Below are 24,713 nucleotides of genomic sequence, written 5' to 3' on the forward strand. Positions count from 1 at the left end.
TTTGCCGATTAGGTTACATAGGAAAGTACGGGCTTAACGATAATTGCGGCGCGTTCCGTCCGTGTCATAGCACCAAATCAGCTTCTGATCCGCGACAACACCCGAGCCGCAACGTTGCTTCGCGCAGCGAGCTTGCGGCCATAGCGCAGCGCCGTCGACGGCGACGACCAACGCAGCGCTTGGGCAATGCCGACGCCGTCCTCGCCGGCCGCAAACAGGTCCTGCGTGAGCCCCACGCGCAGCGAATGGCTCGACAGCGCCCGCGCCGCCTCTTCAACCTTGGCGATCGGCATCTCGACCAGTCCCTGATCGAACGCGCTGAGCGCCACGCGCCGATAGATCCCATTTACACCCTGCCGGCTAAGCGGGGCCGTCCCGACGGTGTAGACCGTCCTCGCCGGTTCGGCCTTCTTACCCTTCAGCTTCTCCTGCCAGTGCCGCGTGTGTCCTGGGATCGCCTCGTACGCCATCGGCGGGACCGCGACGCGCAGACGGCGTCGGTCGACCCCGACGCGGCGAAAGACCGGTCCCTCAGTGATGGCGCTCGCCACCAGCCACGCACCAACGCGGCGCATCGTATCCGGGGACAGCCAGCCCCAGGCCCCCTGCCCGTCCTGGTCGGTCTTGGACGAGGGAATGAAAAGAAGCGCTGATCCATCGCTGTGCGGATCAATATGCGCGACGGTGACCGCGACGAGCTCGCTGACGCGCAATCCCGCGTCATAACCCAGCGACAGCAGGGCGGCATCGCGCAGCCCCTGCAGGTCGCCGCCACAGGCCCCCAGCAGCGCCGTCAGCGTAAACCCCTTGGTATGCGGATCGAGCGTGGCGCCGAAGCGCAAGGGCGCGGCCTGACGCTGGGCGGCGCCGCGACGCCGGCGCAGGCCCTTGAGCGCCGCGCGGACCATGACGTGGCTCGTCGGTGCATGCCCCCTCCCCTGCAGGCCTGACAGGCTATGCGCGGTGGCAAGACTGGCAACCCGCCGGGCGACCGTCGCGGGCTTGGCGCCGCGCGCCTCGAGCATGGCGATGTAGCGGACCAGGTTTTCGGGCTCAGCGGGCAGCGGGGCGACACGGATGTCCTCACACCAACGCAGATAGCAGGCCAGGTCCGACGCCAGCGCCGCCTTGCTCGCCGCTGCCATAGCGCCGAGCTGCGCGGCGAAACCGATCTCGCTGACAGGGCCGGCATCAGCCGGCAGGGCAAGACCCAGCAACCGGGTAACGCGGGCATCGATTGGCTCGACGGTCCCACGCCGCGCGCGGACCGGAAGCCCCTCCCCGTCGGTGCGATGGACGATGATCTCGCTCATGAGGGCCGCGCCCGCTGGTTCGATTTACCCTGCATTCCGGCACCGTAGCACATCTATATACTTACCATAATGTCCGATTATGGTAAGTAGCTTTTTCGGGCATTTAGCGATGCCTAGTGATCTGAGTATTGCTAGCGTATCAAAGCTGCGATGCCTCCCCTCGATCTCACTTCGCTTGGCTACGCGCTCGGTCGCGTGGCAGGCGCCGCGCGCTTTGCGTCCCCTGAAATTTGCAGGGTTGCCAGCCTGGCAACCGTCGCCGGCGCCTGGCGTGCGTATCGGCGCGACGCCGGCGCCGGTGATGTCGGCCCTGCCCACCAGCCCAGTAGTGATCCTAGTTCGATCCTCATGACCGACGACCCGCGCCGTGATGCCGTCGTGCTCTGGCTTGCTGCCAACGGCGTGCCGGCGATCGCGAACGCCGCGACGACCGTCGTTCGCATGGTCAACGCGCCGCGTGGCTTTGAGGCCGATGCGCTGGCGTTGCTCAACGCCGCCCAAGACGCGGTGGCGCAGATGCCTGCCGGTGGCCCCCTCACCCGAGCCTGTGGGCTGGCCGACCTTGGTCCAGATCATCCGCTTCAGGGACTGACTCGCGCCACATCTGCGGTCGACAGTCTGATCACCACCGCGGATTTCGCCGAAGGTCAGGGGCACGATGCGATGCTCGCCCTGCCCTCGCGATCGATGCGGCACTACATTGCGGCTGAGCCAGCGGGATGCTGGGCCCTAAACCTTGCGCTTGTCGCGCGCGGCGTCGCGCCGTCTGTCGCGGGCATGATCCCGCGTTCGGTATTCCGGCTCGATCTCGGCGAGGCCGAGCGGGCCGCAGCGTTCGTTGATCATAGCCAGCATGTCGCGACGGCAGCGTTTATGGAGCTAGGGCGCATCGAGACCTCCCTCTGCCGCGGTCGTGATGCCCTTGATGGCTTATCCCGCAACGCCCGTGCCGCCGACACCTGGGCCCTTGTCGCAGCGTTTGGTCCGACCACGCGGACGCAGATTGCACGTGCGCTTGGCCTGTCGCGCGCCGGTGCCGATATTCAAGCTCGCGCCCTTGCCGCTGCCGGACTGGTCAAGCTCCAACAGGGCGGTCAGGTAACCCCCGCCCTCCCCGAACATCTCCATCACCGTTGGTAGCTCTTGATCAAGGGCCGCTAGGCGCAGCGGCTGCCGATCTCGACCAGCTATGGCAGAGATTGATCGCGTTCTCTTGGGGCGCAACGCAACAATCGCCGGTGCACAAGAACCTAAGCGATAGAAGGAAATCTTCTGGAAGCCACGTCGACACAATGATAACAGCATCGTTCGACAGCGCCCTGCTATAAGCGGGGTTGATCGAATTGCCGTTCGATCGTGGCAAACTCTTGAAATTGCGAAGCGCATGTTCGAACAGCGGCCACAGTAGAACCCCGCTGACTCGAATGCGACACAGTTGTCGCACTCAGCGGCTAAGCGCGTCGTGTCACGACCAGTGCGCGTCCAATATCTCCCGAAGCGCCTTCTCCGCATCTTCTCGAGAGGCGCCGCTCTTGTGAAGGAGCGTCAAGCGAACGCCCTTGCGATCAGTTCCTTCAATTCGCAACACGGGCTTCCCGCCTTCACTGGATACCGTGTGCGTAGATCCTGACCTCTTGGGGGTTCCTGACCTCTTGGGGGGGGCGGTCGCCAGCGCGAGTGCTTTGATGACGTCGAGTACTGGCATTGCTCTCCCGCTCGCCTCCTGTTCCTCGCCCAGCCTCTTAGCAGTAGCATATACCTGCGCACGTCTGTCATCCGGTTTGAGCATCGCCTTCAATGCAATCGCATTACGGATGCCAAGTTCCTGCGGCTTTTTAAATGCCACCATCAGTTCGTTCGGAAGACGTGCCAGATCGAGGTAGCGCGTGAGCCAACTCTCGCTCACCTTCAGCCGCTCGGCCATCGTCTTCTGGCGGCCGTTATAATAGGCATTTAGTGCGCGAAGATAATCTCGTGCGCGCTCGAGATCCGTTAGATCGTCCCGGGCGCGATTTTCAATATCAGCAAGCCGAAAAGCCTCCTCATCGCCAATTTTCCGAACGTCGATTAGGAACTTGAAGTCAGGATAGTTGTGCGCGCGTAACCAGGTAATCGTCCAGTGGCGGCGCGCGCCGCAGATCACCTCAAAGTCGTAATCTGGATCTGCCGGAACCCGTCTAACGATCGCTGGCATCTCTTGCCGGCCTTGTGCCTTGATGCTCTCGATAAGATCTTCGCAGCGCTCCTCATTAAGCAGGCGATATTCACGATTATGGCCAGGCCACATCCGACACCGTACCGGATCAACTAGCTCGTGCGTCCGGTTCACGACCGCGCCCGAAGCGAGATCGGCTAGCCGGTTGGACCGCCCCGTCAGGACGTTGGCTGCAATGCTCGGCCGCCGCACCGGCTCAGCGTCGTTGGACAAATCAATGCCCGCGGCGAGATCGGCCGCAAACCCCGTGTTTTTTCTGCTCATAAGAGCCTCCCTCTGCTCGGAATTGCACGCGTGCAATTTAAGCTTCTACGGCCAGTTTCAGGCAAGCAATTCGCATTGTTCACGCTAATGCCTCCTGACGTAGTCTCTTCTGATGACTTTGCCACGTTGAACGAATATCGATTTCGATCTCCGCGTTTACCCCGTCCAGATACGCTAGGCATCTGTTACGCACCGCCGAACTCGTCGCCGGTCCGTCAAGCTCGTAGACCGTCATTAGCCGGGCGGTCGCATTGTCGATCTCGGCTGAGTCCTTCAGCGGCGTTCGAACCATCGCGTGGCCGAATAAGGTCCTCATTAGGTTCAGCATCTCCTTCTGCATGGATTTGTTCTCGTCCACCTTCGACGCTACGAACCGGAGAAAACACAATTCAGGCGCGAGACCGCGTTCTGCGAGCTGCTCAATCGTCTCGTCCAACATAGATAAGAATGCCGCTGTTGACGAGAAATCCATCACGGTCGGCGGGACCGGCACAACCAGGGCATTCGCAGCTCGCAATACCGACAGCGAAATCGCTCCGAGCGCTGGCGGCGGATCCATAACGATGACGTCGAATCGATCGGCAATGCTTTCGATACCTTCCTTCAACCGATCGAGCAAAGCACCACTGCCGCGTGCCATTCGCGCGGCAAGTTCGTACTCGGACTGGAATAACCGGAGGTTGGCTGGAATTAACTCGAGACCATCAAAATGCGTCTTGCGGAGCGCGTAGTCGAGCGAGGTTCGCTCACCCTCCCTTAGGAACGGATACAGCGTATCGTCCTCATCCAAATCGAGGTCCGGCACGTAGCCGAAAAGGGTCGTTGCTGACGCCTGGCTATCGCAATCAATCAATGCGACCCGATATCCACGGATCGCAAGATACTGCGCTAGATGCACGGCCAGTGTTGATTTGCCTACGCCGCCTTTGAAGTTTTGCACCGCGACGACGCAGCACGGGTCTCCAGGGCTTCGATACGGACGTGTCCCGAAGACACCGCGCATGTCGTTGAGTTGCGCCAAGGTGTAGCGTTCGCGTCTGTTATTGCCGGTACGGACAGGCTCCGGAAGCCTGCCATCCTTTTCCGCGTCACGGATCGCTGCAGAGGTTCGGCCGACCAGTTCGGCAGCCTTGCTGATCGTAAAGGTTGGCTCCCGACGATCATCTGATCTAGCGCTTCTAGCAGCGTCTCGCAATTTTTCTAGGACCGAAGACGTGCGCCGCGCCAGTGCCGCTACCGACACGAGCCGGTCAGCCTCGTCAAGTTCCAGAATGTTGGCCATGTGCTTATCTTTCGAAATTTGCGCTATGGTACACAAACTTTCGCTTTTTGGTCAGATTTATCTTATCTTTCGAAAGTCGTTGCCTGCGTCGCCTTTCAAACTGCCGACTCGGCCCCTATCCTGACTAGCTGGGGGAGCAAATTGCACACGTGCAATTTGCAGTTAAGCCCTGCCTCGCCTTGTTACCCAACCCTCGCAAAACCCTGTCCACGCCGAGATCAATTTTGCGCCTCGCAGCTTCACGAGGCGCTCGCCCATCTGCGCTCGAAACGCCTGTGCGATAAGGTCTACGTCCCAACCGCCGCCTTGATTCCGTCCGATCGCGTAAAGCTCTTCGGCGCCGAACCGTATTGAGCCGCTCGGAAACACCACATCGATATCAACTGATTTAGAGGTTGCCGTTGATGCCGAAAACGCCTTTTTCGGCAGTCCGTGAATTGCATCGACGCCCTCCACTACCGCATCGACTTTTCCTATGCGACGAGGCATCCTGCCGCTCGAATGACGATCCAGCTCGCTGACCGTCTCAATTACTTCCGGCGCTCCTTTAGGCTCAAACCGGAACTCGATCTCGACCACGGTCCGGCCGTGTCTGATTTCACGCCACTCCACTCGAAAGTGCGCAAGCTGATCAATCTCGGCTTTAGCTTTCTCAAGAACCTTGCGCCTCAGTTGCGCAAAGTCGGTGTAGGCCTCCGGGGGAATGCCCAAGGCAGCCCGAAGCGCCGCCATATCCCCCCGCCAGGTCGCCTGCCGCCGGTGGAGGCGCAGTGCTCCAAGTTCGTAAAGCTTAAGCGCATAGTTCGACCGAAAACCAAGAACCGCCTGACGGTTCAACACCGCATAAGTCTCAGATGCCTGAATCAGCTTCCGCGCGTCAGGGGTAAACTCCCACTCGATCCAACCGGCCTCGCCGCCATCCTCGTCCGTTTCCTCCTTTGAGCGAGAAATAAGCGAGAATAACGTCGTCGCCTTCTTTCCACGCCAAGAGCGATCGTCGATTGCAAACAGTGTGCGGTGAAGCTCCTGAAGCATATCGGTAATACGCTCGTTGCCCTTGTGGCCGCGACGGATATCGGCCTTTCGCATCCGGTGCGGCCGGTCCTCCCAAGCATCGCCGCCTGCAGTCAAGATCATCAGAGCAAGCAGGCGAGACGCGGTCAGACTTAGCGATTCTCCCTTCACGAATTTGACTTCGATGATGGCTCCGGGCTTCGCGAACTCGTCGCCGCCCTTTGCACGTAAGACCGCAGCTACCCGCATGGCGCGGCCGGGCATTATTTCTACAGCCGCTTCCTCAGCAGCCGCTGCAGCTATTTGGTCGCGGTCTAATTCCATGGAATATCACGATCGGAACTGGGTCTTGGTCTAGATATTGCTGCCTGACCTGACCATGCTCGTCAAGTCAGGTCAGGCTAATCGGAATTTACCCCCCCTAAGGTCAGGATAGGTTTAACAGGTCGATTGTTGGAATTCGAGGAACTCTGCCGAGTCCCGTATCCTGCTCGGCTCGCGTCAATAATCCAACTTCGATGGACAGATTTGCGGTCTATCACAGTAGACCCGAGAGATGATGCTCTTGAGCAACTATCACCCCATTAGGTCAGCGTGCCCCCACTTGGGCAGGATGCCTCCCCCACCTGGACAGGTAACCGCCCCCGCGCAGTCAGCTAAACGCCCCCGTACGGTCAGCTTGAGCGACGTACCTCATTGTAAGGGGTAGGTTTTTTGTCGCTGAATCAGAATCTATTGAATCAGGAATCCTTCCGCTGCGCGCAGCGGCGTATTTGTAAATATGACTTTCGTTCTGAGAACATGATAAAAAAGCCGTCCGCAGACGACCGACCTGAGTCTCGAGAGACAGGTACCTGATCATCACAGAGCGTTAAGCACCGACGCCGTTACGCCACAGGAAGTAGTTGTTTCCTAACAGGATAATGAGCACACCTCTCTTCGCCGGCCCCAGCAATAAACGAGGACTAGCTTGGGGCTAGGGTGCTGGATCTACGACTTCCATCATGTCCCGCTTGGTCCCTTGGCGGCGTCGTATTGTCCGAACTGTCCGTTGAAATTCGTACGCACGTTCCATGCGAATTTGCCGAGGGCGGCTGACGCCGGCACTTATCCCGGCGGACGGCAGGCGTTCGAGCCGGTCGGGCTGGAGATCCGACCGGATGGAGCAGGCGATCGCACATTGGCTTGCGGCCCGGATCAGCCAGGTCCGTCGTTACCCTCATCCAGCACCTGAGCGAGCATTGCGACGGGATCGACCCCGATCGCTTGTGCCACCCCAACAAACTCATCGACCGCCAGCATGCGCTCGCCGGTCTCGTACCGCGACACATAGGCCTGCTGCCAGCCGAGCCGCTTCGCCAGATCGACCTGGCGAAGCCGGGCCCCCTGGCGCGCGGCCGTCAGTGCGGCGACGATGCGCGCGTGAAGATCGGGAAGGGAAGGGGACACGGGCATGCTCCCGCATTAACCCGTCTTGCCGTAAATGCGGAAAACGTATATCTTCGCATCGTCGCCGCCGGGAGCTTGGTGTACCTCATGAGACTGCTGACCCGCATCGTGTCGTTCTTCGACGACTGGCAACTTTCACCAGGCGGATCGGCCATCGACGATCCCGCTATCAATCCCGCTACAGGGTTGCCGATGACCGGCCGGATCGACGTCGCCGGCAACCCGTTCGGTACCAACCTGTCCAGCCACCGTCATGACGACTGCAACACGATCTGCAGTGTTCAAGAGAGGTGGTTCTAGGAATCTGAACAGCGGGGATAAGTGGATTGCCGATCTGACAGCGGCCATGCTGGCCGCGAAGAGGAAGCAAGATGAGCAAGCGACCCCGCCGGAACCACAGTCCGGCATTCAAGGCCAAGGTGGCGCTGGCTGCTGTGAAGGGTGAGAAGACGCTGGCCGAGCTGGCGCAGGAGTATGAGGTGCACCCGAACCTCATCAACCAGTGGCGGTCCAAGCTGCTGGAGGGGGCGGCAGACGTGTTCGGAGCGGTTCCGGCAGCGAGCGAACCAGCGGTCGATATAACCGTGCTGCACGCCAAGATTGGTGAGCTGACGCTGGCGAACGATTTTTTGGCCGGTGCGCTCGGGAAGGCCGGTCTGTTGCCGAGCGCAAAGCGATGATCGACCGTGACCATGAGTTGCCGCTGACCCATCAGGCGCAGCAGCTCGAGATCAGCCGCGGCAGCATCTACTATCTTCCGCGGCCTGTATCCTCGGCTGACCTGGCGATCATGCGCCGGATCGACGAACTTCATCTGCTCTATCCGTTCGCCGGGAGCCGGATGCTGCGCGATCTGCTCCGTCAGGAGGATGTGAGCATCGGACGACGGCATGTTGCGACGCTGATGAAGCGGATGGGGCTAGAGGCGATCTACCGCCGTCCGAACACGTCGAAACCGGCGACGGGTCACAAGATCTATCCCTATCTGCTGCGCAAGCTGGCGGTGACGCGGCCGAACCAAGTTTGGGCGACCGATATCACGTATGTGCCCATGGCGCGCGGTTTCGTCTATCTGGTCGCTATCGTCGATTGGTTTACCCGGCGGGTGCTGGCTTGGCGGGTGTCGATCTCAATGGATGTCGCGTTTTGTATCGAGGCACTGGAGGAAGCGCTCGCCCGTTATGGCAAGCCTACGATCTTCAACAGCGACCAGGGCTCGCAATTTACCAGTGCGGCTTTCACCGCTGTCCTTCACCGAGAGAAGATCGCCATTAGCATGGATGGAAAGGGTTGCTGGCGCGACAACGTGTTCGTGGAGCGCCTCTGGCGCTCGGTGAAATACGAGGACGTGTACCTCAACGCATACACCTCAGTCCCGGAAGCACGCGCCGGCATCGGCCGATACTTTGCATTTTATAACAGCATCCGGCCACATTCAGCCCTTGGTACCAGGACACCGGACCAGGTATACTTCGACCAGCCGCTTCTCGCAGCGGCATGATCAACCAGCGGCGATCCACTTATCCAGACCGCGAGCCTGTTCAGACAACCGGGGCCACCTCTCAAGATCGTCGTTCGACGATCATCGCACGGGGGTGGCACGACACAGTCTTCGGCAGCATGGGAGGTGAGCATGATCCTTGGCGTGACTGACACGGGCGCACAGGCCCCCATTGGCATGCTCGACCGGGTCGCAGTGCGCAGCGACATGGCCAACTGGCGGATGCCGTCACCCTGGGCAATCGGGTTCGGCATCAGCAGCGCCATCGTGGCGTTTCCGGTCGTCAAAGTGACCGGCAGCCGAATTATCGCCGGAATACTACTCGTCCTCTCCCTGGTGACGGTTGTGTGGCTGACCGCCCTGATGATCCGCCGGGCATGGTGCGAGCGTTATCCCTACCTGCCACCCCGCTGGCTGGCGGTAGCCAGGGAAACCATGGGTGACGATCTCATCGATGCGGCACTGGAGCGGTTGAGTGGCACCCCGTCGCGCGGTCGTGACCGGGTGTTGCGCCGGGGCGAGATGATCGAGGCGATCCTCGACGAACGCCATGCCCGTCTCGATGCCCGCAAGGCTGCGACCGGGGTACGACTTCGCGACGCCGCGCCGCGGCCGTGACCGCCATCTCGACCACGTGCGACGGCGATCTGATCGGCCTGTCGGTGACCGGTGGGTTCGCGCATTTCCTAGGCCTCGTCGCTGAGCGGACCATGGCTCTCGGTGCGCTCGACACCGACCGTTTGAGCGCGCTGCTGAAGGCCGCGGATGCCGCGGCGTTCTTCACCCGCGCAGAGCCTGGTGTGTGGATCGGCGCGGGAAGCAGGACCCCGGTCTGAGCGATCCAACCTCCTATAATCTTTTGAAAAAGTATGGGTAATGAAGAGGTCCCGATCGGAGCCGATCGCGATCCCGGGTTATGTAAGGTTTCGACGCAGAATCAATAGCTGGCAAAAGGCTATTGGGGTCCTACTTTCGACGCCGATCCACACTGTCTAACCCGTTTCAGTGGAGGCACAGCGTTCTGCGGCGTCCCGCGCGTCATGGCTAACCCGAGGTCCACGCTTACGTTCCACGAGATGACGCGACTTGTGGGGGGCGAGCGGTTTGATAAAGGTCCTGCGCATATGACCAAAACCATATACCTGGACGATGGCTTGTCCCCGACTGCTCGACTGTTCGGGAAGCGTATGAAGCAGCGACGCCGCGAGCTTCGCCTGACGCAAGTGCAGATCTTTGAGCGAACAGGAATTGCGGCAACCTACCTCTCAATGCTCGAGAACGGACGGGCGAACCCGACCCTAGACACGATCGAGACGCTGGCACGATCCGTTGGCTTGGAAGCTTGGGCGATGCTCCGCCCTGATCACCCCTGACCTCTGCAGTGCGATTGCTCCCGATGCTGCAGTTTCGAACGGTTTACGAGGGGAGGGTGCAGGCAAATCGCCATAGCCGGCGGTCGGGATGGGCGGTTTGCGATACCAGCGCGATACCAGATAGGTTCGCGCAGTGAAACAGAAGTTAGGAAGCGGTTTGGGTATCCGCTGAGTCCGCCGTCAGGATAGTATCGCTCAGACGGTACGGATCTTTCTTCCGTTTTGCTGCGGCCAGAGCCTCGTCGCGAAAGTCTTCAATCCAGTCGGTCGTTGTGGAATTGCTGCCAGCCCGAGCATACGGAGTGACCTCCTCAACTGGCAGCGGGGAACAAAGCCTCGACCATCTGGGTGATCCTGCAACGGATGAGATCAAGGATAACGAGGCAGTTCGCCAGATAGCACGGGGTATGATCGTCGGCGCGCGCAAGCAAGGCGTGAGTTAAGCACGAACCGTTGGTACTTGGGAGATGTCGGTCGTCCACGCTGGCGACGGCATCTCAGACCGCTTCTTCCACTCGCGCATGAACCCCTGCGACGCCGTCACGGCCGTCCACGTGCCTAACGTCCGAGATCGGTACGCGCATCACGCCGTAATCAAGGAACGGAACGCCGTAACCGGCTTGATCCACTCTTAGGCTTGCGAATAATCTCCCGACGAATCAGCGGGGTGGCCATGATTGAATCCAGATTTTCGACATTGCGTCGCATGGCGCCGCAACACGAATATCTCTCCGAACAGTGCGCGGATCCTACGACTCGTAAGGCACTATCGTAAGCTCAATGGTGTTCGAAGCCCTCGAGAATGTGCTGAGCGATCCTGAAAAATCGTGGATTCTCGAAGGGCGACCGCTCCCGCGTTGTCTTCGTTCGGTCGAGCAAGGCCAACCGTTTGACGCTAATGTAGCTTTGGTAAGAAATAGACAGGATCAATCCCCCTCTTTGGAAGGTTTGTCGCGCCAGTATCGAACCCGAGACGGGACTGAGACAGATTATGACAAACGACGAAATGGAAAAGCAGCGTTCTCGTGTTGCCAGCGAGCTAGGCGTTGATACGAGGGCAATGAGAAATCATCCCTACGACCTCGAAGTGGGGAAAAGTGGTTCCCTATTGGTTCGATGGCATGACCAAGCGCCCGATGGAGTCATTCGAGAAGGCAACCGAGGCTCATACATAACACACATTCCGCCTGCGAATGACTCCGCGCCTCAAAAGTTTTCAGAGGAAGTCGTGCGGCGGTCTCAATCAGGCTAGAGGATGGAGAACGGTAACGACTCTCTGACCGCACCAAATCTCTACATCATTTTTCCGGGCGTATATCTTTCCGTCCGACACGGCCTCCGCATCATTTGGGCATTCTAAATCGATGCGCTCAATGATTTTCCCGATATTATCGAGAACATAAATACGATACTCTCGCATTATCGTTTTCCCGAACCCTTTCTGGGTATCAACTTTAAACTAGGTTAAGGTTCCGCAAAGCGCTATCGCAACCGTCGTGGTTTGAAGAAAGCTTATATTGGTTCGATGTGATCCGATGTTGCTCCCCGGTTGGTCTGCCTAAGGCGGCGGTTAGCGTGGTGCCATGACGGTAATAAGTCTCGGTAGGGGGCGGGGGGCGAACTGCGGAAAACGCTGCGGTGCGAGGCAACCGGTAAGAGCTACAGCCGCGTGGTTGCCCGATGCACGTTGCCGGGCGGTCGCTCGCTCTCCTGTGCTGCAATCGCCTCGGGTGCCGCTGTTCCGTGAGATCGGAACTGGCGCCAGCATCACATGGGGAATGTCGCTGACGCAGCGGTTGGACATCTAAATGCGGCTACATCGTAACGGGGTGCGCTTGAATGAGCACTAGGTCGAATATCCGAGACCGCTGCAGCGTGCGATCGCTTGCCAGCGGTACACTGGTTGAGGACTGCTGTCCCGATCCGGGAATCTCGGCACCTACGACGCTTGCGTGCAAGTGCTTTACCTGTGAGCTTTGAGAGAGAGCCAGCCGAACCAAGACGGTTGATGCTCGGCATCCCGCCCGGGGCATCTTGGTGTCACACGGAACGGGCGGGATGCTTTACCGCATATTAGGAAAGCATCGCTACAGCGATCATTGAAGCCCTTGCTTCCAGTGCCGAGTACCTCAGCGCCCCGCCTGCTTCAGTCACACGGACACGCGGGGCGCTTATCACTTGATCAAGATCGGTCTGTTCCACGGGCTCGTAATCGAGCGCCGAACCCCGCACTGCTGTTCCCGGCACCGTGCACCATTGTGACAGCAACTCAGTCGTTACGGGCGCTGCCGGCTATAGGTCGCTGTAGAAAACAACTCAGTCTTTTCCATCGGTAACAACCCTACTATCTAGAGGCTGTTATGGACTTGGAAGCGGGCTTGATTCATCCGTTATTGGATGAGCATCTGCCGCAAGCCGTATCCGTCGGATGTCAGCACCGAGGAGTGGTCGCTGGTTGCGCCGTACCTGCTGTTGCAGCGTGAGGATGCCGGTCAGCGGGCGCATTACCTGCGCGAGGTGTTCAACGGTCTGCGCTACATCGTTAAGACCGGTGCGCCGTGGCGGTGGATGCCGAACGACCTGCCGCCTTGGGCGGCGGTGTACCAGCAGACGCAGCGCTGGCTGGCGGCAGGATGTTTCGAAGCGCTGGTCGACGACCCGCGCGCGGTGTTGCGCCTCGCGGCGGGCCACAAGGCCGAGCCGACCGCCGCGATCATCGATAGTGGGACGCTGCGCTCCACGCCCGAGAGCGGTGAGCGTGCCGGCTATGACGGTGGGAAGCGCAAGAAGGGCTCGAAGATCCACATGGCCGTCGATACGCTGGGCCATCTGCTGGCGCTCCACGTCACGCCGGCCAGCGCGGAGGATCGCGGCGAGGTGGAACGGCTCGCGCGTACCGTGCAGGCCGTCACCAACGACGCGGTCGAGCTCGCCTGGATCGACCAGGGTTATACCCGTGAGCGTGCTGCCAATGCCGCAGCCAAACACGGTATAGCACTCGAGGTCGTCAAACTGCCCTAAGCCAAACGCGGCTTCGTCCTCTTGCCGCGACGCTGGGTTTGTCGAACGGTCATTCGCATGGGCGACCCGCTTCAGGCGGCTCGTCAAAGACTACGAACGATATGCCGAAACACTCGCGGGACTTCACGTCGTCGCCTTCGCCTGCCTCATGATGAAACACGCCGTTGCCCTCGCCTCTAGCCAGCGGCAGCCCAGCCTGTATCCATGAGCAACGCGACAGCGCGAACATTGTGCGCTCCCGTCGAAATAAATACATGCCCTGCCAGCACGGCGTTCAGTGCGCCAATCTACTCCTGCGCGATCCCGCGGCGCCGGTATCCATCGGCGACAACGAGCTTGTTGACGTGATCCTTACCGATACAGCCTCCGTGCTGCCAAGCCACATAGGCGACAACGAGGCTATCTATCTCGGCCACCAGCATCCGGCGCTCAACGAGCTCGCGATCCGATCACCGGGGAACGAGTCGAATGTCATGATCTGCGACCGATCATACGATTCCGCAATTTGAGTAGTAATCGTCGCTGCCCAACAGATTGGATTGACGCGTTACGCACCACCTCAAAATACAAGCAAGGCGCCGATGAATCGATTGGCGGTTTACGGCTCCTTTAGACCTACTTTCGTAAGGCAACGTGGACGGCCAGTGCAAGGAAGCCCATAGTGACACTTCGATCGTTCAAACTTGCCGCTCCAGGGTGGACGGGGAAAGACCAGCGAGCTGCCGTCCGCATCGTGGTAGACTGGGAGGCAACGGTCGCCGCTGACAAGTTTGGCTCGCGCGCGGTAAGGATCACGGATTGTACCAGTCGCGGCTGCCGGATTGCGACCGACCTGGCTATTACGGTCGGCACGTTCGTTCAGGTCGTGATACCGAAGTTCACTGATGTACAGGGTTGGGTTGCATGGAGCAGCCCGGCGGCAATAGGCGTCGACTTCGCGCATCCTCTGCCGGGGAAAGTTCTTGAGTATATCATAGAGCAGAACAATCCGTTTTGAACCATGTTCTACGTAAATCGCTAGATCGATTGGCGGACTGACTGTCCGTGCGGTCACCGTTACGTTTATCTGAACCATTTCGAGGTAGTTCCGAGCGGAGACGTAGATCTCGAGTATGCGTACGGAGCGCGTGCCACGCCCCATCCATATCCGCGTATACTGGGAGGTGCGTACAACTCGTCTGATCGGGGCTTTCCCCGGAGACATCCCGTAACTAACCTGAGTTATCCGAGGTCCGCGCGGCGGGCCTCTCAGTCGTGCCACTCTTATTGTGTTCTTTATCTGTTCCACTATGGGCGGCACATGGAACACGCACCTGAGTCGATGCGCAGCGGCGCACGGCCCTGCAGTCAGACCCGTAATCTGATCGCTGAGATCCTGCCTGACATCCGCCCATGCGAGATGCAGACGATCTATTTTCAAGCGATTGAGGACGGCACTGAGTCCTTGTTGACACCGATCGAAGCCGAATTCGCGCGCCGTGGCCTATCACGTACGCAACCTACTCAACCGACTCCGCCTAATGGGCGGCATGATCACTGCGGAGCGGATAGCCTTGCTAATCGACGGCGCTCCCACGTGGGCGTTGATTGGCCTCACGGCACCGAACGAGAGCTTGCGAGCAGCTGCTCAATTAACAGTCGCGCAGCATGTCTACGGTGGCCTGTTCCAGCCATTGAATCCTGAGGCCACGCAGATGCCATTGCCGTGGTGATGCTTTAAAGGCGGCCGCCAAACAAAGCGGGACCGTTTGACCGGGAATCGGTGAGGCCCGAAAAACTCCCCGGTTCATTACTGTCTTTCCGCACTATTATGATGCGGAACAGAGCCAATCCGGTTCACGCAGTAAAACGCGCAAGACAGTCTTTTCTGACAACGCTGGACGTACGCCTGTCGCGGAGTCGGCTCTAACCACGCCTACATAAACAGACAGGGGCGCGAGAATGTCCATTCTTAGTAAACGGAATCCCTCATGACGTTTTCGGACGGTCTGAGGTGTTTGCAACACATATCATTCCGATAGCCGGCAGCAGTTTGCGTCTCGTGAAAACCAGCATTTCGCGACATGTTAGCCTAAGGGCTCAGGAGACGCCGCGATCGCGCGCCCATGCTACTGCGGCTGGCCGACGGTTGACGCCAATCTTGCTGTAGATGCTGGCGACGTGGTTGCGCACGGTGTTCCCAGAGAGGGCCAGACGATGCGCGATAGCCTTGTCATCGAGCCCCTCGCTGATCAACGCCAACACCTCGCGCTCCCGCGGCGTCAGCTCCTGCACCTCTTTCTTCGACTCGCAGTGATGCGGGTTCTTCAGGCTGGCAAGCTTGTCCATGATGGAACGGCTGAACCAACTGGCATCCGTCATCACCGCCTCTATCGCGGCAACTAGCTCCAGTTCACTGCTCCGCCGGGCAGAGATGTCCTGGAAGAGCCACAGCGTGCATTGTTCGCCGCGCAGCACCATGCGTTCGGCGGAAAGCAGGCAGTCGACCGGCTGGTTCCTGGCATCGAGCAGCTGGACGTCGCGGTTGCGGACCCCGCCACCATGCTCGATCTCCTGCTCCGCGGCGTTACGATCCTGGATATCCGCCCACAGCTCGGGATCGCCGGCAGCACGCCCGACAAAGCTGGTCGCGCTGTAACCGGTCAGCCGCCAGAATGCCTCGTTACCCTCGATCATGCGGTGTCCATCGGGCGAGGTGAGTGCCATCGCAACCGGCGCCATCTGGAACAGCGTGGAGAAATGCGTCTCGCTGTCCCGCAATGAGCGTTCAGCCTTTCGCCGCGGCTCAAGGTCGGTGAAGGTGAACAGCATGCACTTGTCGTCACCGATATCGATCGGCTGCCCCGCGAGGACGACCAGACCCGTCTGCCCGCCGGGCAGCGGCAGCTCGGCTTCCATCTGCGGGATCGTCTTGCCTGCCGCCAGACGCTCCTTGGCGAGCACGAGCATCTTTGCACCATTGAAGATGTCGAGGTCGTAGAGGCTGCGGCCAACGATAGCTGTGCGCGGATAACCGGTCATCTCGAGGAAGCCGGTATTGACGCGAGCGAAGCGCTGGTCGGCCAGACGCAGGATGAGGGCAGGCGCTGGATTGGCCTGGAACATCGCCTCGAACCGCTCTTCTGCCTCGAACTGTTCCGACACGTCCTGGATAACGAGGGCCAGACAGTCAGGCTCGTCGTCGTCGCCGGTCAGAAGAACGTCCCGGATATGATGAGTCCAGCGGGCCTCCTGTGGGCCGCTTGCCGCTACCTCGACAATCAGGTCGGGAATGGTCTCTCCAGCCAGGATTCGCATGATGGGGTAGTCTCGACTGGCGAGGCGGTGGCCATTGCGCAGGCTGAGCGAAAAGCGCGTGGCGTATTCGTCTGCTGTCGCCCCGAGATCCTCCAGCTTGCCGACACCGTGCATGGCAAGCGCTGCGTCATTTGCCCAGAGGATGCTGCCGCTGAGGTCAACGAGGATCACACCTGCGGTCAGCCCGCTGATCAGCTGTTCAAGATGAAGGAGTGTGTTGCCAGTCAGAACGCGAGGAAGAGGTTGGGTCATGCACTCCAAGCGCAGCGTAGCGGTCGATTGTTCCTGTATGAAGGAAAGCTCGCGATTGAGTTGTACCAGTACCTATAGTTAGATCTTACTATAACCCATGTTTGTTCGTTAACTTTAGACGGAACAGTGCATCGGCGGGAATGTTCTGCTGGCTTAATCTCAAGGCCAGCCATGTCCGACCATCTAACCATACCCATCGTGGAAGAAGAAGCGACGATCCACAAGCGTTCGGTCGAAACCGAGCGAGTGAACGTGCGCACGTCGTCCGATGAGGAGCAGGTGCTCGTCCGTGACGAAGTGCGCCGCGAGCATGTCGAGATCACCCGCGTCCCCAAGGACGAGGAAGTCGCAGAGGCTCCGGCCATTCGCACTGAAGGCGATGTGACCATCGTGCCGGTGCTGGAAGAGCGGCTCGTCGTCGAGAAGCGCCTCTTCCTGGTCGAAGAACTGCATCTTCGCCGTGCCGTGGAGCACCAGGCGGTCGAACTGCCGACGACACTGCGCCGCACGCGCGTCGAGATCGAGCGCGAAGATTTAGAACACCAGGAGAAGCATTGATGCCCATGCCCAACGACCGGCGGCCTGACGGCGCGCCGAGCCATATTCATATCGAGAAGAAGAAGGGCTTCAACTGGTTGCCGTGGCTTCTTCTTGCGCTTGGTATTCTCGCCCTCCTATTCGCGCTCAGTCGCTGCGGCCGGGACGAACCCGCTGCAGTCGCGCCGATCGATAACACGACCGCCGCTGCCCAGCAGCCGACCGAGGTCGTCGCTGCAACGCCGAATGCTGCAAATGCCACGGCGCTCGTCGGCATTGCCGGTCTCGGTAGCTATCTTGCCGGCGCAGAGGCGACGCCACGGACGTTTACCTTTGAGAAGCTGAACTTCGACACCGCCAAGAGCGAAATTCGCGCAGCTGACGCAGCCGAAGTGAACGAGGTTGCGACAACGCTGGCGAAGTACCCGACCACGCGTATCCGTATTGCTGGTTACGCGGACGCACGCGGGGACAATGCCGCCAACGCCGCACTCGGCAAGGCACGCGCTGACAGCGTGAAGGCTGCGCTCGTTGGCAAGGGCATCGACGGCGGTCGCATCGAGACCGTGTCGGGCGGCGAAACAGATCCGGTTGATACCAACGCCACAGCTGGTGGCCGTTTTGAGAACCGTCGCACCGAACTCGTCGTGACGGCTCGCTAAATCCCTTTCTCGTTTCACAAGCCAGGAGAGTAAAATCATGTCCAGCACCATCACTGCCATGTTCGACAGCCGTTCGGATGCAGAGGCCGCCAAGGCACGCCTCGAGAGCGCCAATGTCGATGCCGAACACGTCCATATCCATGACAAGACTAGCAGCGGCCACCGCGAGCAGGGTTACTCGACCCACGAAGATCGTGGCGTCTGGGATTCGATCAAGAATGCATTCCTGCCTGACGAAGATCGTCACACGTATGAAGAAGGCCTGCGCCGTGGCGGCGTGCTGCTGACCGCAGACGTCGACGACGACCGCGTCGACGAAGCCGTGCGTGTTCTGGAAGGCGCGGGCTCGATCGACATCGATGATCGCTCCGGCCAGTGGCGTTCGTCGGGCTGGGATTATTCCGCTCCGGCAACGGGTGCAGGCGTTGGTACGGGCGCTGCTCTCGGCGCATTCGGCTCGAACGCACCCGCAACCGGCGGTGGCGATGATCGTGCCATGGGTGGAGTCGGCTCGACCGATCACGTCGGCAGCAGTGAGCGTGAAGAGGTTATCCCGGTAGTTGAAGAGCAGCTTGTTGTCGGCAAGCGCGACGTCGATCGTGGTGGCGTGCGAGTACGCTCCTACGTCACCGAGACGCCGGTGCACGAGCAGATCCGCCTGCGCAACGAGCGCCTCAACGTCGAGCGCCGCTCTGTCGACCTGCCGCTCTCGGCAGCAGACGGCGACGCCTTTCGTGAGCGCTCGATCGACATGACGGCCACGGGTGAGGAAGCCGTCGTCGGCAAGAACGCGCGCGTGGTCGAGGAAGTCGTCGTTTCCAAAACCGCCGAAGAGCATGTCGAGAACATCGACGACACCGTTCGCAAGACGGACGTCGAGGTCGATCGCGACAGTGACGTAGACACGTCCACGGGCTCGACCTTCGGTACGACGACCAAGGGCTACTAAGACCTGGTGCACCCGCGCAGGCTCACGCCTGCGCGGGCTGGCGCTTACTTACAATAACAGGGAGCACGGCGATGCAGCCGAACTCTGTGACGCCGGGCTTGGTCGTCAGCACGCGCCAATTCGGCGACGCCGCTATGCTCGATGAGCACCATCGTCCGCTCCACTATTATGCCGCAGGAGTCTGAGGCGTGAACAGGAAATTCTCAACTTCAGCTCTGATTGTCTGCGGTCTGCTCGCTGCCTGTGACGGCCCTCGTGAGAATGCAGGCGAGAAGGCTGATGCGGCTGTGAACGCCAGCGGGGTCATCGAGGCCGGGCCGCAGGAACGTCTCGGTGAGATCCGGGATCGTACAGCCAAGGATCGGGCACAGGCGATTGAAGCTCAGGCGGACGCCGCTGAAGATCGTGCCGACGAGATCAAGACGTCGGCTGACCAGCGGGCCGACGCACTCGAGAGTCAGGCCAAGGCACTACGCCAGCAGGCCAAGGGGCAGGCCAGGGCGCTCGACCAGCAAGCCGATGTCATCCGCGGAAAGTGAGCAGCGCCAAGGCCTAGCCGCTTCCGACGCCTATGCACCCGCGCTGCCCGGCAGACGTAACGACATCATACAGGAGCGAACATCATGACCGATACGACACTTGGAGCCAGCTATCAGGCGCCTCAGGCCACCATTCCTAACCCCGCGCTTGGTAGCCCGATCCCGGAACCTTCCTTTGCTCCGCCACAGGCCGGCTCCATGCCGGTCGCTGGCGCAAAGCAGGCAGCAGCCGGGATTGCCGGTCAGGTAAAACAGCGTCTCACCAGCTCGGCTACCGACCGAAAGGCCGGCATTGCTGATCGCTTTGATGAGGTGGCGGAAAGCCTGAGCAAAAGCAGCGAACAATTCGCAGGCAAGCAGGACTGGATCGCTGGCGCCATTGCGCGTGGCGGCACGGAGCTTGGAACTCTGGCCAACTCCTTGCGCGAAACCGACCCTGCCGATCTGCTCCAGCAGGTCCAGGGCTTTGCGCGGCGTCAGCCTGGGCTGTTCATCGGCGCCTCGCTTGTGGCGGGATTTGCGGTTGCGCGCTTCGGCAAGGTCGTGGCAGCGGACGTGAGCAGCGACGATCTGCCTGTCGTGCCGGAGGTTGGTCATGGCCAACGCTGATCTACGCGGATCCGATAGCATCGGGGAGATCGCCAGCGGGCTTGCGGGCGATATTCAGGATCTGGTGCGCGGTGAGTTGGCCTTGGCGCGCGCGGAGATCGACCAGAAGATTCACGGGCTCATCACGGCAGCGATCGCGGCCGTGGGCGGAGCCCTGGTCGCCTTTGCCGGGCTTGTCGTACTGCTCGAAGGCGGCGCGGCATTGCTGGCGAAGTGGATTCCGACCTGGGCGGCGCTGTTGATCGTCGGCGTGGTGATCGTGCTGGTCGGCGGGCTCATCGCCCGGGCCGCTATCGCCAGACTGTCTCTCCAGAACATCAAGCCCGAGCGCACGATCGCCAGCGTCCAGCGCGACGCACATATCGTCAAGGAGCATATCTGATGGCCAACGAACACGCCGACACCGATCAGATCGAGCAGGATCTGGCACGCACCCGCGCGCGCATGGACGAGCGGCTCGATGCGTTGCAGGACAAGATGTCTCCAGCACAGCTCGTCAACGATGCGTTTTCGCACATCGGCGGCAATGACGGCGGTGCATTCACCGAAAACCTCATCGTCCGTGCCAAAGCCAACCCCTTGGCGGTGGCGCTCGTCGGTGTCGGATTTGCATGGTTGATGATGCCGAACCAGCGCACAGGCGGCCGCGGGGCGCACCCGGCGGATGATCTGTCTGCCCGTCTACGGCTTGCCGAAAACCAGGTACAGCGCTCCGAAGGCGAACACGACGACGCGTTCAACGAACGCCTCTACGTGGCCCGCGGTCGTGTTCTCGGGGTCGAGCGCAACCCTGCCGAGCCATCGTCGGCCTACGGCGAACGCATCACGCAGGCGCTCGCGTCGGCACGCCAGCGGTTACGTGAGACGTCGCATGACGCGCAAGCAGGCCTCGCCGGCGCCGTATCAGGCGCAGGCGAGCAGTTAGAACGTGGCGCTTACACACTTCATCAAAGGAGCCGGAACATGGCCCAGAACACCCGCACTAGCTTCGCATCGCTGAAGTCGAACCCCCTGGCACTCGGCGGTCTCGCGGCTGTCGCCGGCCTGATCGTCGGGTCGCTGCTACCCACCTCGAACGCCGAGGAGCGTGCTCTTGGCTCTGCTGCCGGCAAGCTCAAAGTTACGGGCCGAGACATGGCGCAGGACTTGGCGGACAAGGGCGGCCAGGTTGTCAATCAAGTGCTCGACACCGCTCGCGACAGTGCAAGCCGCGAAGGACTTACCGCGGACAAGCCGATCGGCGAAGCAGTGGCAGCCCTGAAGAGCGGCGAACTGGTTGGAAGCGTCAAGCAGGTGGCAGCCGACGCTCTGGAAGCCGGCAAGGGCGCGGCGAAACGCGAACCAGCGTCGCAACAGTTAACCCAGTTCGGTCAGGCATAAACGTTCGGGCGCGAGCATCATTCTAGGGAAGCCTCACATGAACTCGCGCTCGATTGGCATGCTGCTTGCGGCGATGATCATCGCCCTTACGGTCGGCATGATCATCATCTTCTTCTGGTCGCTGCAGAATCGGGTGCCGCCCGCCTCCGGCGCGGTAAAGCCCATCCTACAAGGCGCTCCCTCTTCGCGTCTTGCGGTAGGAGGTGATGCTGCCTCCTCACAGGCTCTGTTGAGTGCCGGCAAAGCTGGCACGCCATAGTTTGTGCAACGGCGAGCACGATCTGTAGCGAACATCTTGCATCAAAATACTTTTTTCCAGAAGCATATTCCAGTTTTGTAGGGCCGAACACCTTATGGCTAAACGGGTGCTTATCGTTGAAGACAACGAGCTTAACCTGAAGCTGTTCTGCGACTTATTACAAGCGCATGAGTTCGTCGTCGAGCCGGTACGCGACGGCCGCGAAGCTCTGGCCCGGGCCCGTGACTTTCGCCCTGATTTGATCATCATGGACATCCAGATGCCGTACATCACAGGCTACGAGCTGATCCTTGAGATAATGAGCGACAAGGACTTGCGAACGATCCCGGTAATGGCCGTGACCGCCTATGCCGGACCCGACGATGAGGAACGGATCCGGGTAGCCGGCGCACGGTCCTATATCTCGAAGCCGATAACCTTGGCGCGCTTCTTGAACGCGGTGGGCGCGCTGCTGTAATCCGGTAGGAGGGCTACGCGTATGAGTAGGACTTTGTTGCGTGACCGCTCTGGGATTCACTAAGCGAATCCCGGAGCGTAGGTGGCGAGGACGCCCAGGCCAGCACGCCACACGACGAACTGGAACGAACATAACGCAGCGCTGAAGCGGCGCGGATCGCTGGAGGTATGGTTTGACCCAGCTATGCAGTGGCTGTCGGCACCGGGTGGTCGTCCTGGTCGGCCGCTGCGACTCTCGGATACCGCGATCAGGGTTTTGCCTGACGCTGAAATTGGTGGTTGGTCTTCCGCTGCGGCAGTTAACGGGCTGGTTGCGAGCCTGCTGAAACTTACGAAGTTGGATTGGCTTGCGCCGCTGTGCCGGCGGCAAAAGACATTGACGATGTCGCTTGACGGTCGCGCAGGTACAGGTTGTCTGCATATGTTGATCGACAGCAAGGGCACCAACTACGCGCGGCCAGATCTGCCTATTCGGCTCGGCGAGACCATCGCCGCATTAAGTTTACCGGACCTCAACCTCTGTGTCCTATCGGGAGCGCATGATCATGCCCCGCATTCTGGCTATCGCCGCCGCGGTCATCGTGGCGGCGCCTGCCATCGCGCAGGTGCGCGTCACCGTCAACGGCGAGTCCATCGACGTACCCGCGGGCACAATGCGCATTATCACCTATTCGCCGGGCGGTGAGCAGCAGATTTCCGATCAGCCATGGGACGGCCAGAGCGGCGTCGAAGTCGCCTCCGGCGTCGTCGTCACTACCGAAACTGTCGAGGAGGACGACCACGGTCGCATCCTTTCGCGCAAGGTCGTCACGCACGTCGAACCACAGCGCGTTGCCTACGCGGCGCGGACTCCGAGCTACCAGCAGGCCATCTATCGCCAGCCTGCTTATGTACCACCACGCCTAAAACCGGACCTGTCTGAACTCTCGGACGACCAGCCGTCATCGATGCCCCGGGTCATGCGCATCAAACGCGATGGCTGGAGCGGGCACTTCATCGCGAACATCCGCATCAACGGCGTTGCGATCAAGGCAATCATAGATACCGGGGCCACCTACACGCTGCTCACGCCAGAAGCGGCACAGGCGGTCGGCGCCTATCAGTCGATCATCCGCAACGAGCAGGCCGTCGGCATCGGCGGCATGACTACCGTGGCAGTCGCCAGGCTATTCTCGATGGAAGTCGCCGGACAGCAGTTTGGCAGCATGATCGCGCGCATCGGCCAGCGTGGCATTGCGTACACTCTTCTTGGCCAGACCGAGATTGCCCGGCTCGGCCGCGTTGTCATCGAGGACGGCGTCATGACTATCATCCCCCGGGGCGTCCAGTACGCCTCGCGCTGACACTATCCCAGGAGAGACATCATGGTCCCAATCGGTCATCGCATCGATCCGCTGGCCTACACCACGGCGAAGGCCGACAAGCTGCCGCTGCACGTGCGCGGACGCATGACCATCTACGGCATCACCGCCGCGGACGTCCAGGACTCGATGGTCGCTACCGTCTAGCATTGCCACGAACAGGTGAATCGCATGTTCGAACCGATCGAATAGCTCATTGATAACGGCAGCTGCTACACCGCCTGAAATCACGCGCGTCTTTGCCCGCGCATCGGATTGATCCCGCGAACAGCCCCGCTCAGCAGCCGTTAATCGAACGGCATGACTGAGGCGTTCGTTCGCACTCTCAAGCACGATGATATCCGGGTGAACCTTGTGCCAAATGCACGAAGCATATTCAACCAACTGCCCGGCTGGTTCGCGAGGTGCATCCGCACCGCGCTTTGCGCTGCCGATCACCCCCGTTGCATCGCGAAAGCTGTGCATGCCCAGTTAGGTCTTTAAGGGCAACAACACGATCCGGCGCATTATGCGGGATACCACGGGCGGGAGACCGGGCAGGACTTGCACTTCCATCATAAGCCTCCGTACCATCCGGATGATGACGACCAGCAGCCTCAACCGACCTAAAGCCTCGTGCCTCTAGCGTCAGAACGGGTCGTTTTGCTCGATAATATATTCCAGAACCCTGCTCGGGAGCGGGTGACTGAAGTCAATGCCCAAAGCGTCAGAACTGCTCCACGCGACCCAGCCAGGAACGTCTGTGAAAAGCGGGAGAGCGACATGCACGAATGTGCCGACGGCCGCCGCAAGATCAGTTTCGATGCGGCAACCGCGACTTGTACAGTCAGTGATTTTGACCCTCTTGGGGCCGAATTGACCAACGGTGACTGACGCCTGCCAATCGACAATGATCCGCACTGCCTCACGTTGCTCCTTCTTCAGCCAGGCTATGGTTGCGAGCTCTTTCGATTGCAATCTCATGACAAATCCCCCTGATG

26 protein-coding genes and 3 pseudogenes are annotated in these 24,713 nt (G+C 60.3%); 20 read left to right on the forward strand and 9 right to left on the reverse strand.

Annotation, left to right across the window (positions count from 1 at the left end):
- Nucleotides 1-77: 77 nt before the first annotated feature.
- Nucleotides 78-1,313, reverse strand: coding sequence for a site-specific integrase (locus tag AC1MLZ_RS21340; RefSeq protein WP_480961971.1), 1,236 nt, complete (start codon nt 1,311-1,313; stop codon nt 78-80).
- A 195-nt stretch (nt 1,314-1,508) separates the two neighbouring features.
- Between AC1MLZ_RS21340 and AC1MLZ_RS21345 the strand changes: the two genes are divergently transcribed.
- Nucleotides 1,509-2,453 (forward strand): hypothetical protein, encoded by a 945-nt coding sequence (locus AC1MLZ_RS21345; RefSeq protein ID WP_480961972.1) that lies wholly within the window; start codon nt 1,509-1,511, stop codon nt 2,451-2,453.
- Nucleotides 2,454-2,778: 325 nt separating this feature from the next.
- Here the strand turns inward: AC1MLZ_RS21345 and AC1MLZ_RS21350 are convergent, their stop codons facing one another.
- From AC1MLZ_RS21350 to AC1MLZ_RS21365, 4 genes are all read right to left on the reverse strand, one after another.
- The gene (locus AC1MLZ_RS21350; RefSeq protein ID WP_480961973.1) at nt 2,779-3,792 is read right to left on the reverse strand and encodes a ParB/RepB/Spo0J family partition protein; all 1,014 of its coding nucleotides are present in this window, start codon (nt 3,790-3,792) and stop codon (nt 2,779-2,781) included.
- A 79-nt stretch (nt 3,793-3,871) separates the two neighbouring features.
- Entirely contained in the window at nt 3,872-5,074 is a 1,203-nt protein-coding gene (locus tag AC1MLZ_RS21355; protein WP_480961974.1) for an AAA family ATPase, read from the reverse strand.
- A 162-nt stretch (nt 5,075-5,236) separates the two neighbouring features.
- Nucleotides 5,237-6,337 carry a RepB family plasmid replication initiator protein gene (locus tag AC1MLZ_RS21360; RefSeq protein ID WP_480962123.1) on the reverse strand — a complete coding sequence of 367 codons (1,101 nt, stop codon included), beginning with the start codon at nt 6,335-6,337 and terminating at the stop codon, nt 5,237-5,239.
- Nucleotides 6,338-7,285: 948 nt separating this feature from the next.
- Complete coding sequence (locus AC1MLZ_RS21365; protein ID WP_480961975.1) at nt 7,286-7,537, reverse strand: helix-turn-helix domain-containing protein; 252 nt, start codon at nt 7,535-7,537, stop codon at nt 7,286-7,288.
- A gap of 87 nt (nt 7,538-7,624) precedes the next feature.
- On the opposite strand from AC1MLZ_RS21365, the gene AC1MLZ_RS21370 reads away from it, so the two are divergent.
- The 5 genes from AC1MLZ_RS21370 (at nt 7,625) to AC1MLZ_RS21390 (ending at nt 10,411) form a co-directional block, all read left to right on the forward strand.
- Nucleotides 7,625-7,837, forward strand: a complete 213-nt coding sequence (locus tag AC1MLZ_RS21370) for a hypothetical protein (RefSeq protein ID WP_480961976.1) — start codon at nt 7,625-7,627, stop codon at nt 7,835-7,837.
- A gap of 71 nt (nt 7,838-7,908) precedes the next feature.
- Nucleotides 7,909-9,038 (forward strand): IS3 family transposase gene (locus AC1MLZ_RS21375; protein WP_128082060.1). Its coding sequence is split into 2 segments (ribosomal slippage): nt 7,909-8,170 and nt 8,170-9,038, totalling 1,131 coding nucleotides; the frame shifts between segments, so codons are not numbered across the junction.
- A gap of 132 nt (nt 9,039-9,170) precedes the next feature.
- Complete coding sequence (locus tag AC1MLZ_RS21380) at nt 9,171-9,656, forward strand: hypothetical protein (protein WP_480961977.1); 486 nt, start codon at nt 9,171-9,173, stop codon at nt 9,654-9,656.
- Nucleotides 9,653-9,874: a hypothetical protein gene (locus tag AC1MLZ_RS21385; protein ID WP_480961978.1), complete on the forward strand. Its 222-nt coding sequence runs from the start codon at nt 9,653-9,655 to the stop codon at nt 9,872-9,874. The genes AC1MLZ_RS21380 and AC1MLZ_RS21385 overlap by 4 nt, the downstream gene beginning before the upstream one ends.
- Nucleotides 9,875-10,225: 351 nt before the next feature.
- Nucleotides 10,226-10,411, forward strand: coding sequence for a helix-turn-helix domain-containing protein (locus tag AC1MLZ_RS21390; protein ID WP_480962124.1), 186 nt, complete (start codon nt 10,226-10,228; stop codon nt 10,409-10,411).
- A gap of 439 nt (nt 10,412-10,850) precedes the next feature.
- Here the strand turns inward: AC1MLZ_RS21390 and AC1MLZ_RS21395 are convergent.
- Nucleotides 10,851-10,958 (reverse strand): annotated as a pseudogene (locus AC1MLZ_RS21395) (DUF4113 domain-containing protein); the annotation flags it as partial.
- Between the two features lie 1,850 nt (nt 10,959-12,808).
- Between AC1MLZ_RS21395 and AC1MLZ_RS21400 the strand changes: the two are divergent.
- The 3 genes and pseudogenes from AC1MLZ_RS21400 to AC1MLZ_RS21410 all read left to right on the forward strand — a co-directional run bounded on the left by AC1MLZ_RS21400 (nt 12,809) and on the right by AC1MLZ_RS21410 (nt 15,144).
- Nucleotides 12,809-13,640, forward strand: a pseudogene (locus tag AC1MLZ_RS21400) (IS5 family transposase).
- Nucleotides 13,641-14,093: 453 nt separating this feature from the next.
- Nucleotides 14,094-14,429, forward strand: coding sequence for a hypothetical protein (locus AC1MLZ_RS21405; protein WP_480961979.1), 336 nt, complete (start codon nt 14,094-14,096; stop codon nt 14,427-14,429).
- A gap of 532 nt (nt 14,430-14,961) precedes the next feature.
- Nucleotides 14,962-15,144 (forward strand): DUF6771 family protein, encoded by a 183-nt coding sequence (locus tag AC1MLZ_RS21410; RefSeq protein WP_480962125.1) that lies wholly within the window; start codon nt 14,962-14,964, stop codon nt 15,142-15,144.
- A 367-nt stretch (nt 15,145-15,511) separates the two neighbouring features.
- On the opposite strand, the gene AC1MLZ_RS21415 is transcribed toward AC1MLZ_RS21410, so the two are convergent.
- A complete protein-coding gene (locus tag AC1MLZ_RS21415) occupies nt 15,512-16,981 on the reverse strand; it encodes a PAS domain S-box protein (RefSeq protein ID WP_480961980.1) in 1,470 nt (489 codons plus the stop codon).
- Between the two features lie 171 nt (nt 16,982-17,152).
- On the opposite strand from AC1MLZ_RS21415, the gene AC1MLZ_RS21420 reads away from it, so the two are divergent.
- From AC1MLZ_RS21420 to AC1MLZ_RS21450, 7 genes are all read left to right on the forward strand, one after another.
- Entirely contained in the window at nt 17,153-17,539 is a 387-nt protein-coding gene (locus AC1MLZ_RS21420) for a YsnF/AvaK domain-containing protein (RefSeq protein ID WP_480961981.1), read from the forward strand.
- Nucleotides 17,539-18,180: an OmpA family protein gene (locus AC1MLZ_RS21425; protein ID WP_480961982.1), complete on the forward strand. Its 642-nt coding sequence runs from the start codon at nt 17,539-17,541 to the stop codon at nt 18,178-18,180. The genes AC1MLZ_RS21420 and AC1MLZ_RS21425 overlap by 1 nt, the downstream gene beginning before the upstream one ends.
- Before the next feature lie 37 nt (nt 18,181-18,217).
- The gene (locus AC1MLZ_RS21430; RefSeq protein WP_480961983.1) at nt 18,218-19,129 is read left to right on the forward strand and encodes a YsnF/AvaK domain-containing protein; all 912 of its coding nucleotides are present in this window, start codon (nt 18,218-18,220) and stop codon (nt 19,127-19,129) included.
- A gap of 188 nt (nt 19,130-19,317) precedes the next feature.
- The gene (locus AC1MLZ_RS21435) at nt 19,318-19,668 is read left to right on the forward strand and encodes a hypothetical protein (protein ID WP_480961984.1); all 351 of its coding nucleotides are present in this window, start codon (nt 19,318-19,320) and stop codon (nt 19,666-19,668) included.
- 84 nt (nt 19,669-19,752) lie between these two features.
- Nucleotides 19,753-20,277, forward strand: coding sequence for a hypothetical protein (locus AC1MLZ_RS21440; RefSeq protein WP_480961985.1), 525 nt, complete (start codon nt 19,753-19,755; stop codon nt 20,275-20,277).
- Nucleotides 20,264-20,659, forward strand: a complete 396-nt coding sequence (locus AC1MLZ_RS21445; protein WP_480961986.1) for a phage holin family protein — start codon at nt 20,264-20,266, stop codon at nt 20,657-20,659. Before AC1MLZ_RS21440 ends, AC1MLZ_RS21445 begins: the two co-directional genes overlap by 14 nt.
- Entirely contained in the window at nt 20,659-21,657 is a 999-nt protein-coding gene (locus AC1MLZ_RS21450; protein WP_480961987.1) for a DUF3618 domain-containing protein, read from the forward strand. The genes AC1MLZ_RS21445 and AC1MLZ_RS21450 overlap by 1 nt, the downstream gene beginning before the upstream one ends.
- 33 nt (nt 21,658-21,690) lie before the next feature.
- Here the strand turns inward: AC1MLZ_RS21450 and AC1MLZ_RS21455 are convergent, their stop codons facing one another.
- Nucleotides 21,691-21,822 carry a hypothetical protein gene (locus AC1MLZ_RS21455; protein WP_480961988.1) on the reverse strand — a complete coding sequence of 44 codons (132 nt, stop codon included), beginning with the start codon at nt 21,820-21,822 and terminating at the stop codon, nt 21,691-21,693.
- 188 nt (nt 21,823-22,010) lie between these two features.
- Here AC1MLZ_RS21455 and AC1MLZ_RS21460 point away from each other — a divergent pair, with 188 nt between their 5' ends.
- From AC1MLZ_RS21460 to AC1MLZ_RS21475, 4 genes and pseudogenes are all read left to right on the forward strand, one after another.
- Nucleotides 22,011-22,373, forward strand: coding sequence for a response regulator (locus tag AC1MLZ_RS21460; RefSeq protein ID WP_480961989.1), 363 nt, complete (start codon nt 22,011-22,013; stop codon nt 22,371-22,373).
- Between the two features lie 81 nt (nt 22,374-22,454).
- A pseudogene (locus AC1MLZ_RS21465) lies at nt 22,455-22,805 on the forward strand (transposase); the annotation flags it as partial.
- 106 nt (nt 22,806-22,911) lie between these two features.
- The gene (locus AC1MLZ_RS21470) at nt 22,912-23,715 is read left to right on the forward strand and encodes a retropepsin-like aspartic protease family protein (protein ID WP_480961990.1); all 804 of its coding nucleotides are present in this window, start codon (nt 22,912-22,914) and stop codon (nt 23,713-23,715) included.
- Nucleotides 23,716-23,736: 21 nt separating this feature from the next.
- Nucleotides 23,737-23,880 carry a hypothetical protein gene (locus AC1MLZ_RS21475; RefSeq protein ID WP_480961991.1) on the forward strand — a complete coding sequence of 48 codons (144 nt, stop codon included), beginning with the start codon at nt 23,737-23,739 and terminating at the stop codon, nt 23,878-23,880.
- A gap of 480 nt (nt 23,881-24,360) precedes the next feature.
- On the opposite strand, the gene AC1MLZ_RS21480 is transcribed toward AC1MLZ_RS21475, so the two are convergent.
- Nucleotides 24,361-24,696, reverse strand: coding sequence for a hypothetical protein (locus AC1MLZ_RS21480; RefSeq protein WP_480961992.1), 336 nt, complete (start codon nt 24,694-24,696; stop codon nt 24,361-24,363).
- Between the last annotated feature and the right edge of the window lie 17 nt (nt 24,697-24,713).

It is taken from the genome of Sphingomonas sp. PEI4 (genome assembly GCF_056679955.1).

Bases quoted from the DNA above. Each gene is read 5' to 3' on its own strand.
- AC1MLZ_RS21340 (WP_480961971.1), bottom strand. From the start codon at position 1,313: ATGAGCGAGATCATCGTCCATCGCACCGACGGGGAGGGGCTTCCGGTC.
- AC1MLZ_RS21350 (WP_480961973.1), bottom strand. From the start codon at position 3,792: ATGAGCAGAAAAAACACGGGGTTTGCGGCCGATCTCGCCGCGGGCATT.
- AC1MLZ_RS21355 (WP_480961974.1), bottom strand. From the start codon at position 5,074: ATGGCCAACATTCTGGAACTTGACGAGGCTGACCGGCTCGTGTCGGTA.
- AC1MLZ_RS21360 (WP_480962123.1), bottom strand. From the start codon at position 6,337: ATGCGGGTAGCTGCGGTCTTACGTGCAAAGGGCGGCGACGAGTTCGCG.
- AC1MLZ_RS21370 (WP_480961976.1), top strand. From the start codon at position 7,625: ATGAGACTGCTGACCCGCATCGTGTCGTTCTTCGACGACTGGCAACTT.
- AC1MLZ_RS21380 (WP_480961977.1), top strand. From the start codon at position 9,171: ATGATCCTTGGCGTGACTGACACGGGCGCACAGGCCCCCATTGGCATG.
- AC1MLZ_RS21390 (WP_480962124.1), top strand. From the start codon at position 10,226: ATGAAGCAGCGACGCCGCGAGCTTCGCCTGACGCAAGTGCAGATCTTT.
- AC1MLZ_RS21410 (WP_480962125.1), top strand. From the start codon at position 14,962: ATGATCACTGCGGAGCGGATAGCCTTGCTAATCGACGGCGCTCCCACG.
- AC1MLZ_RS21415 (WP_480961980.1), bottom strand. From the start codon at position 16,981: ATGACCCAACCTCTTCCTCGCGTTCTGACTGGCAACACACTCCTTCAT.
- AC1MLZ_RS21420 (WP_480961981.1), top strand. From the start codon at position 17,153: ATGTCCGACCATCTAACCATACCCATCGTGGAAGAAGAAGCGACGATC.
- AC1MLZ_RS21425 (WP_480961982.1), top strand. From the start codon at position 17,539: ATGCCCATGCCCAACGACCGGCGGCCTGACGGCGCGCCGAGCCATATT.
- AC1MLZ_RS21430 (WP_480961983.1), top strand. From the start codon at position 18,218: ATGTCCAGCACCATCACTGCCATGTTCGACAGCCGTTCGGATGCAGAG.
- AC1MLZ_RS21440 (WP_480961985.1), top strand. From the start codon at position 19,753: ATGACCGATACGACACTTGGAGCCAGCTATCAGGCGCCTCAGGCCACC.
- AC1MLZ_RS21445 (WP_480961986.1), top strand. From the start codon at position 20,264: ATGGCCAACGCTGATCTACGCGGATCCGATAGCATCGGGGAGATCGCC.
- AC1MLZ_RS21450 (WP_480961987.1), top strand. From the start codon at position 20,659: ATGGCCAACGAACACGCCGACACCGATCAGATCGAGCAGGATCTGGCA.
- AC1MLZ_RS21455 (WP_480961988.1), bottom strand. From the start codon at position 21,822: ATGGGCTTTACCGCGCCGGAGGCGGGCGGCACCCGATTCTGCAGCGAC.
- AC1MLZ_RS21460 (WP_480961989.1), top strand. From the start codon at position 22,011: ATGGCTAAACGGGTGCTTATCGTTGAAGACAACGAGCTTAACCTGAAG.
- AC1MLZ_RS21470 (WP_480961990.1), top strand. From the start codon at position 22,912: ATGATCATGCCCCGCATTCTGGCTATCGCCGCCGCGGTCATCGTGGCG.
- AC1MLZ_RS21475 (WP_480961991.1), top strand. From the start codon at position 23,737: ATGGTCCCAATCGGTCATCGCATCGATCCGCTGGCCTACACCACGGCG.
- AC1MLZ_RS21480 (WP_480961992.1), bottom strand. From the start codon at position 24,696: ATGAGATTGCAATCGAAAGAGCTCGCAACCATAGCCTGGCTGAAGAAG.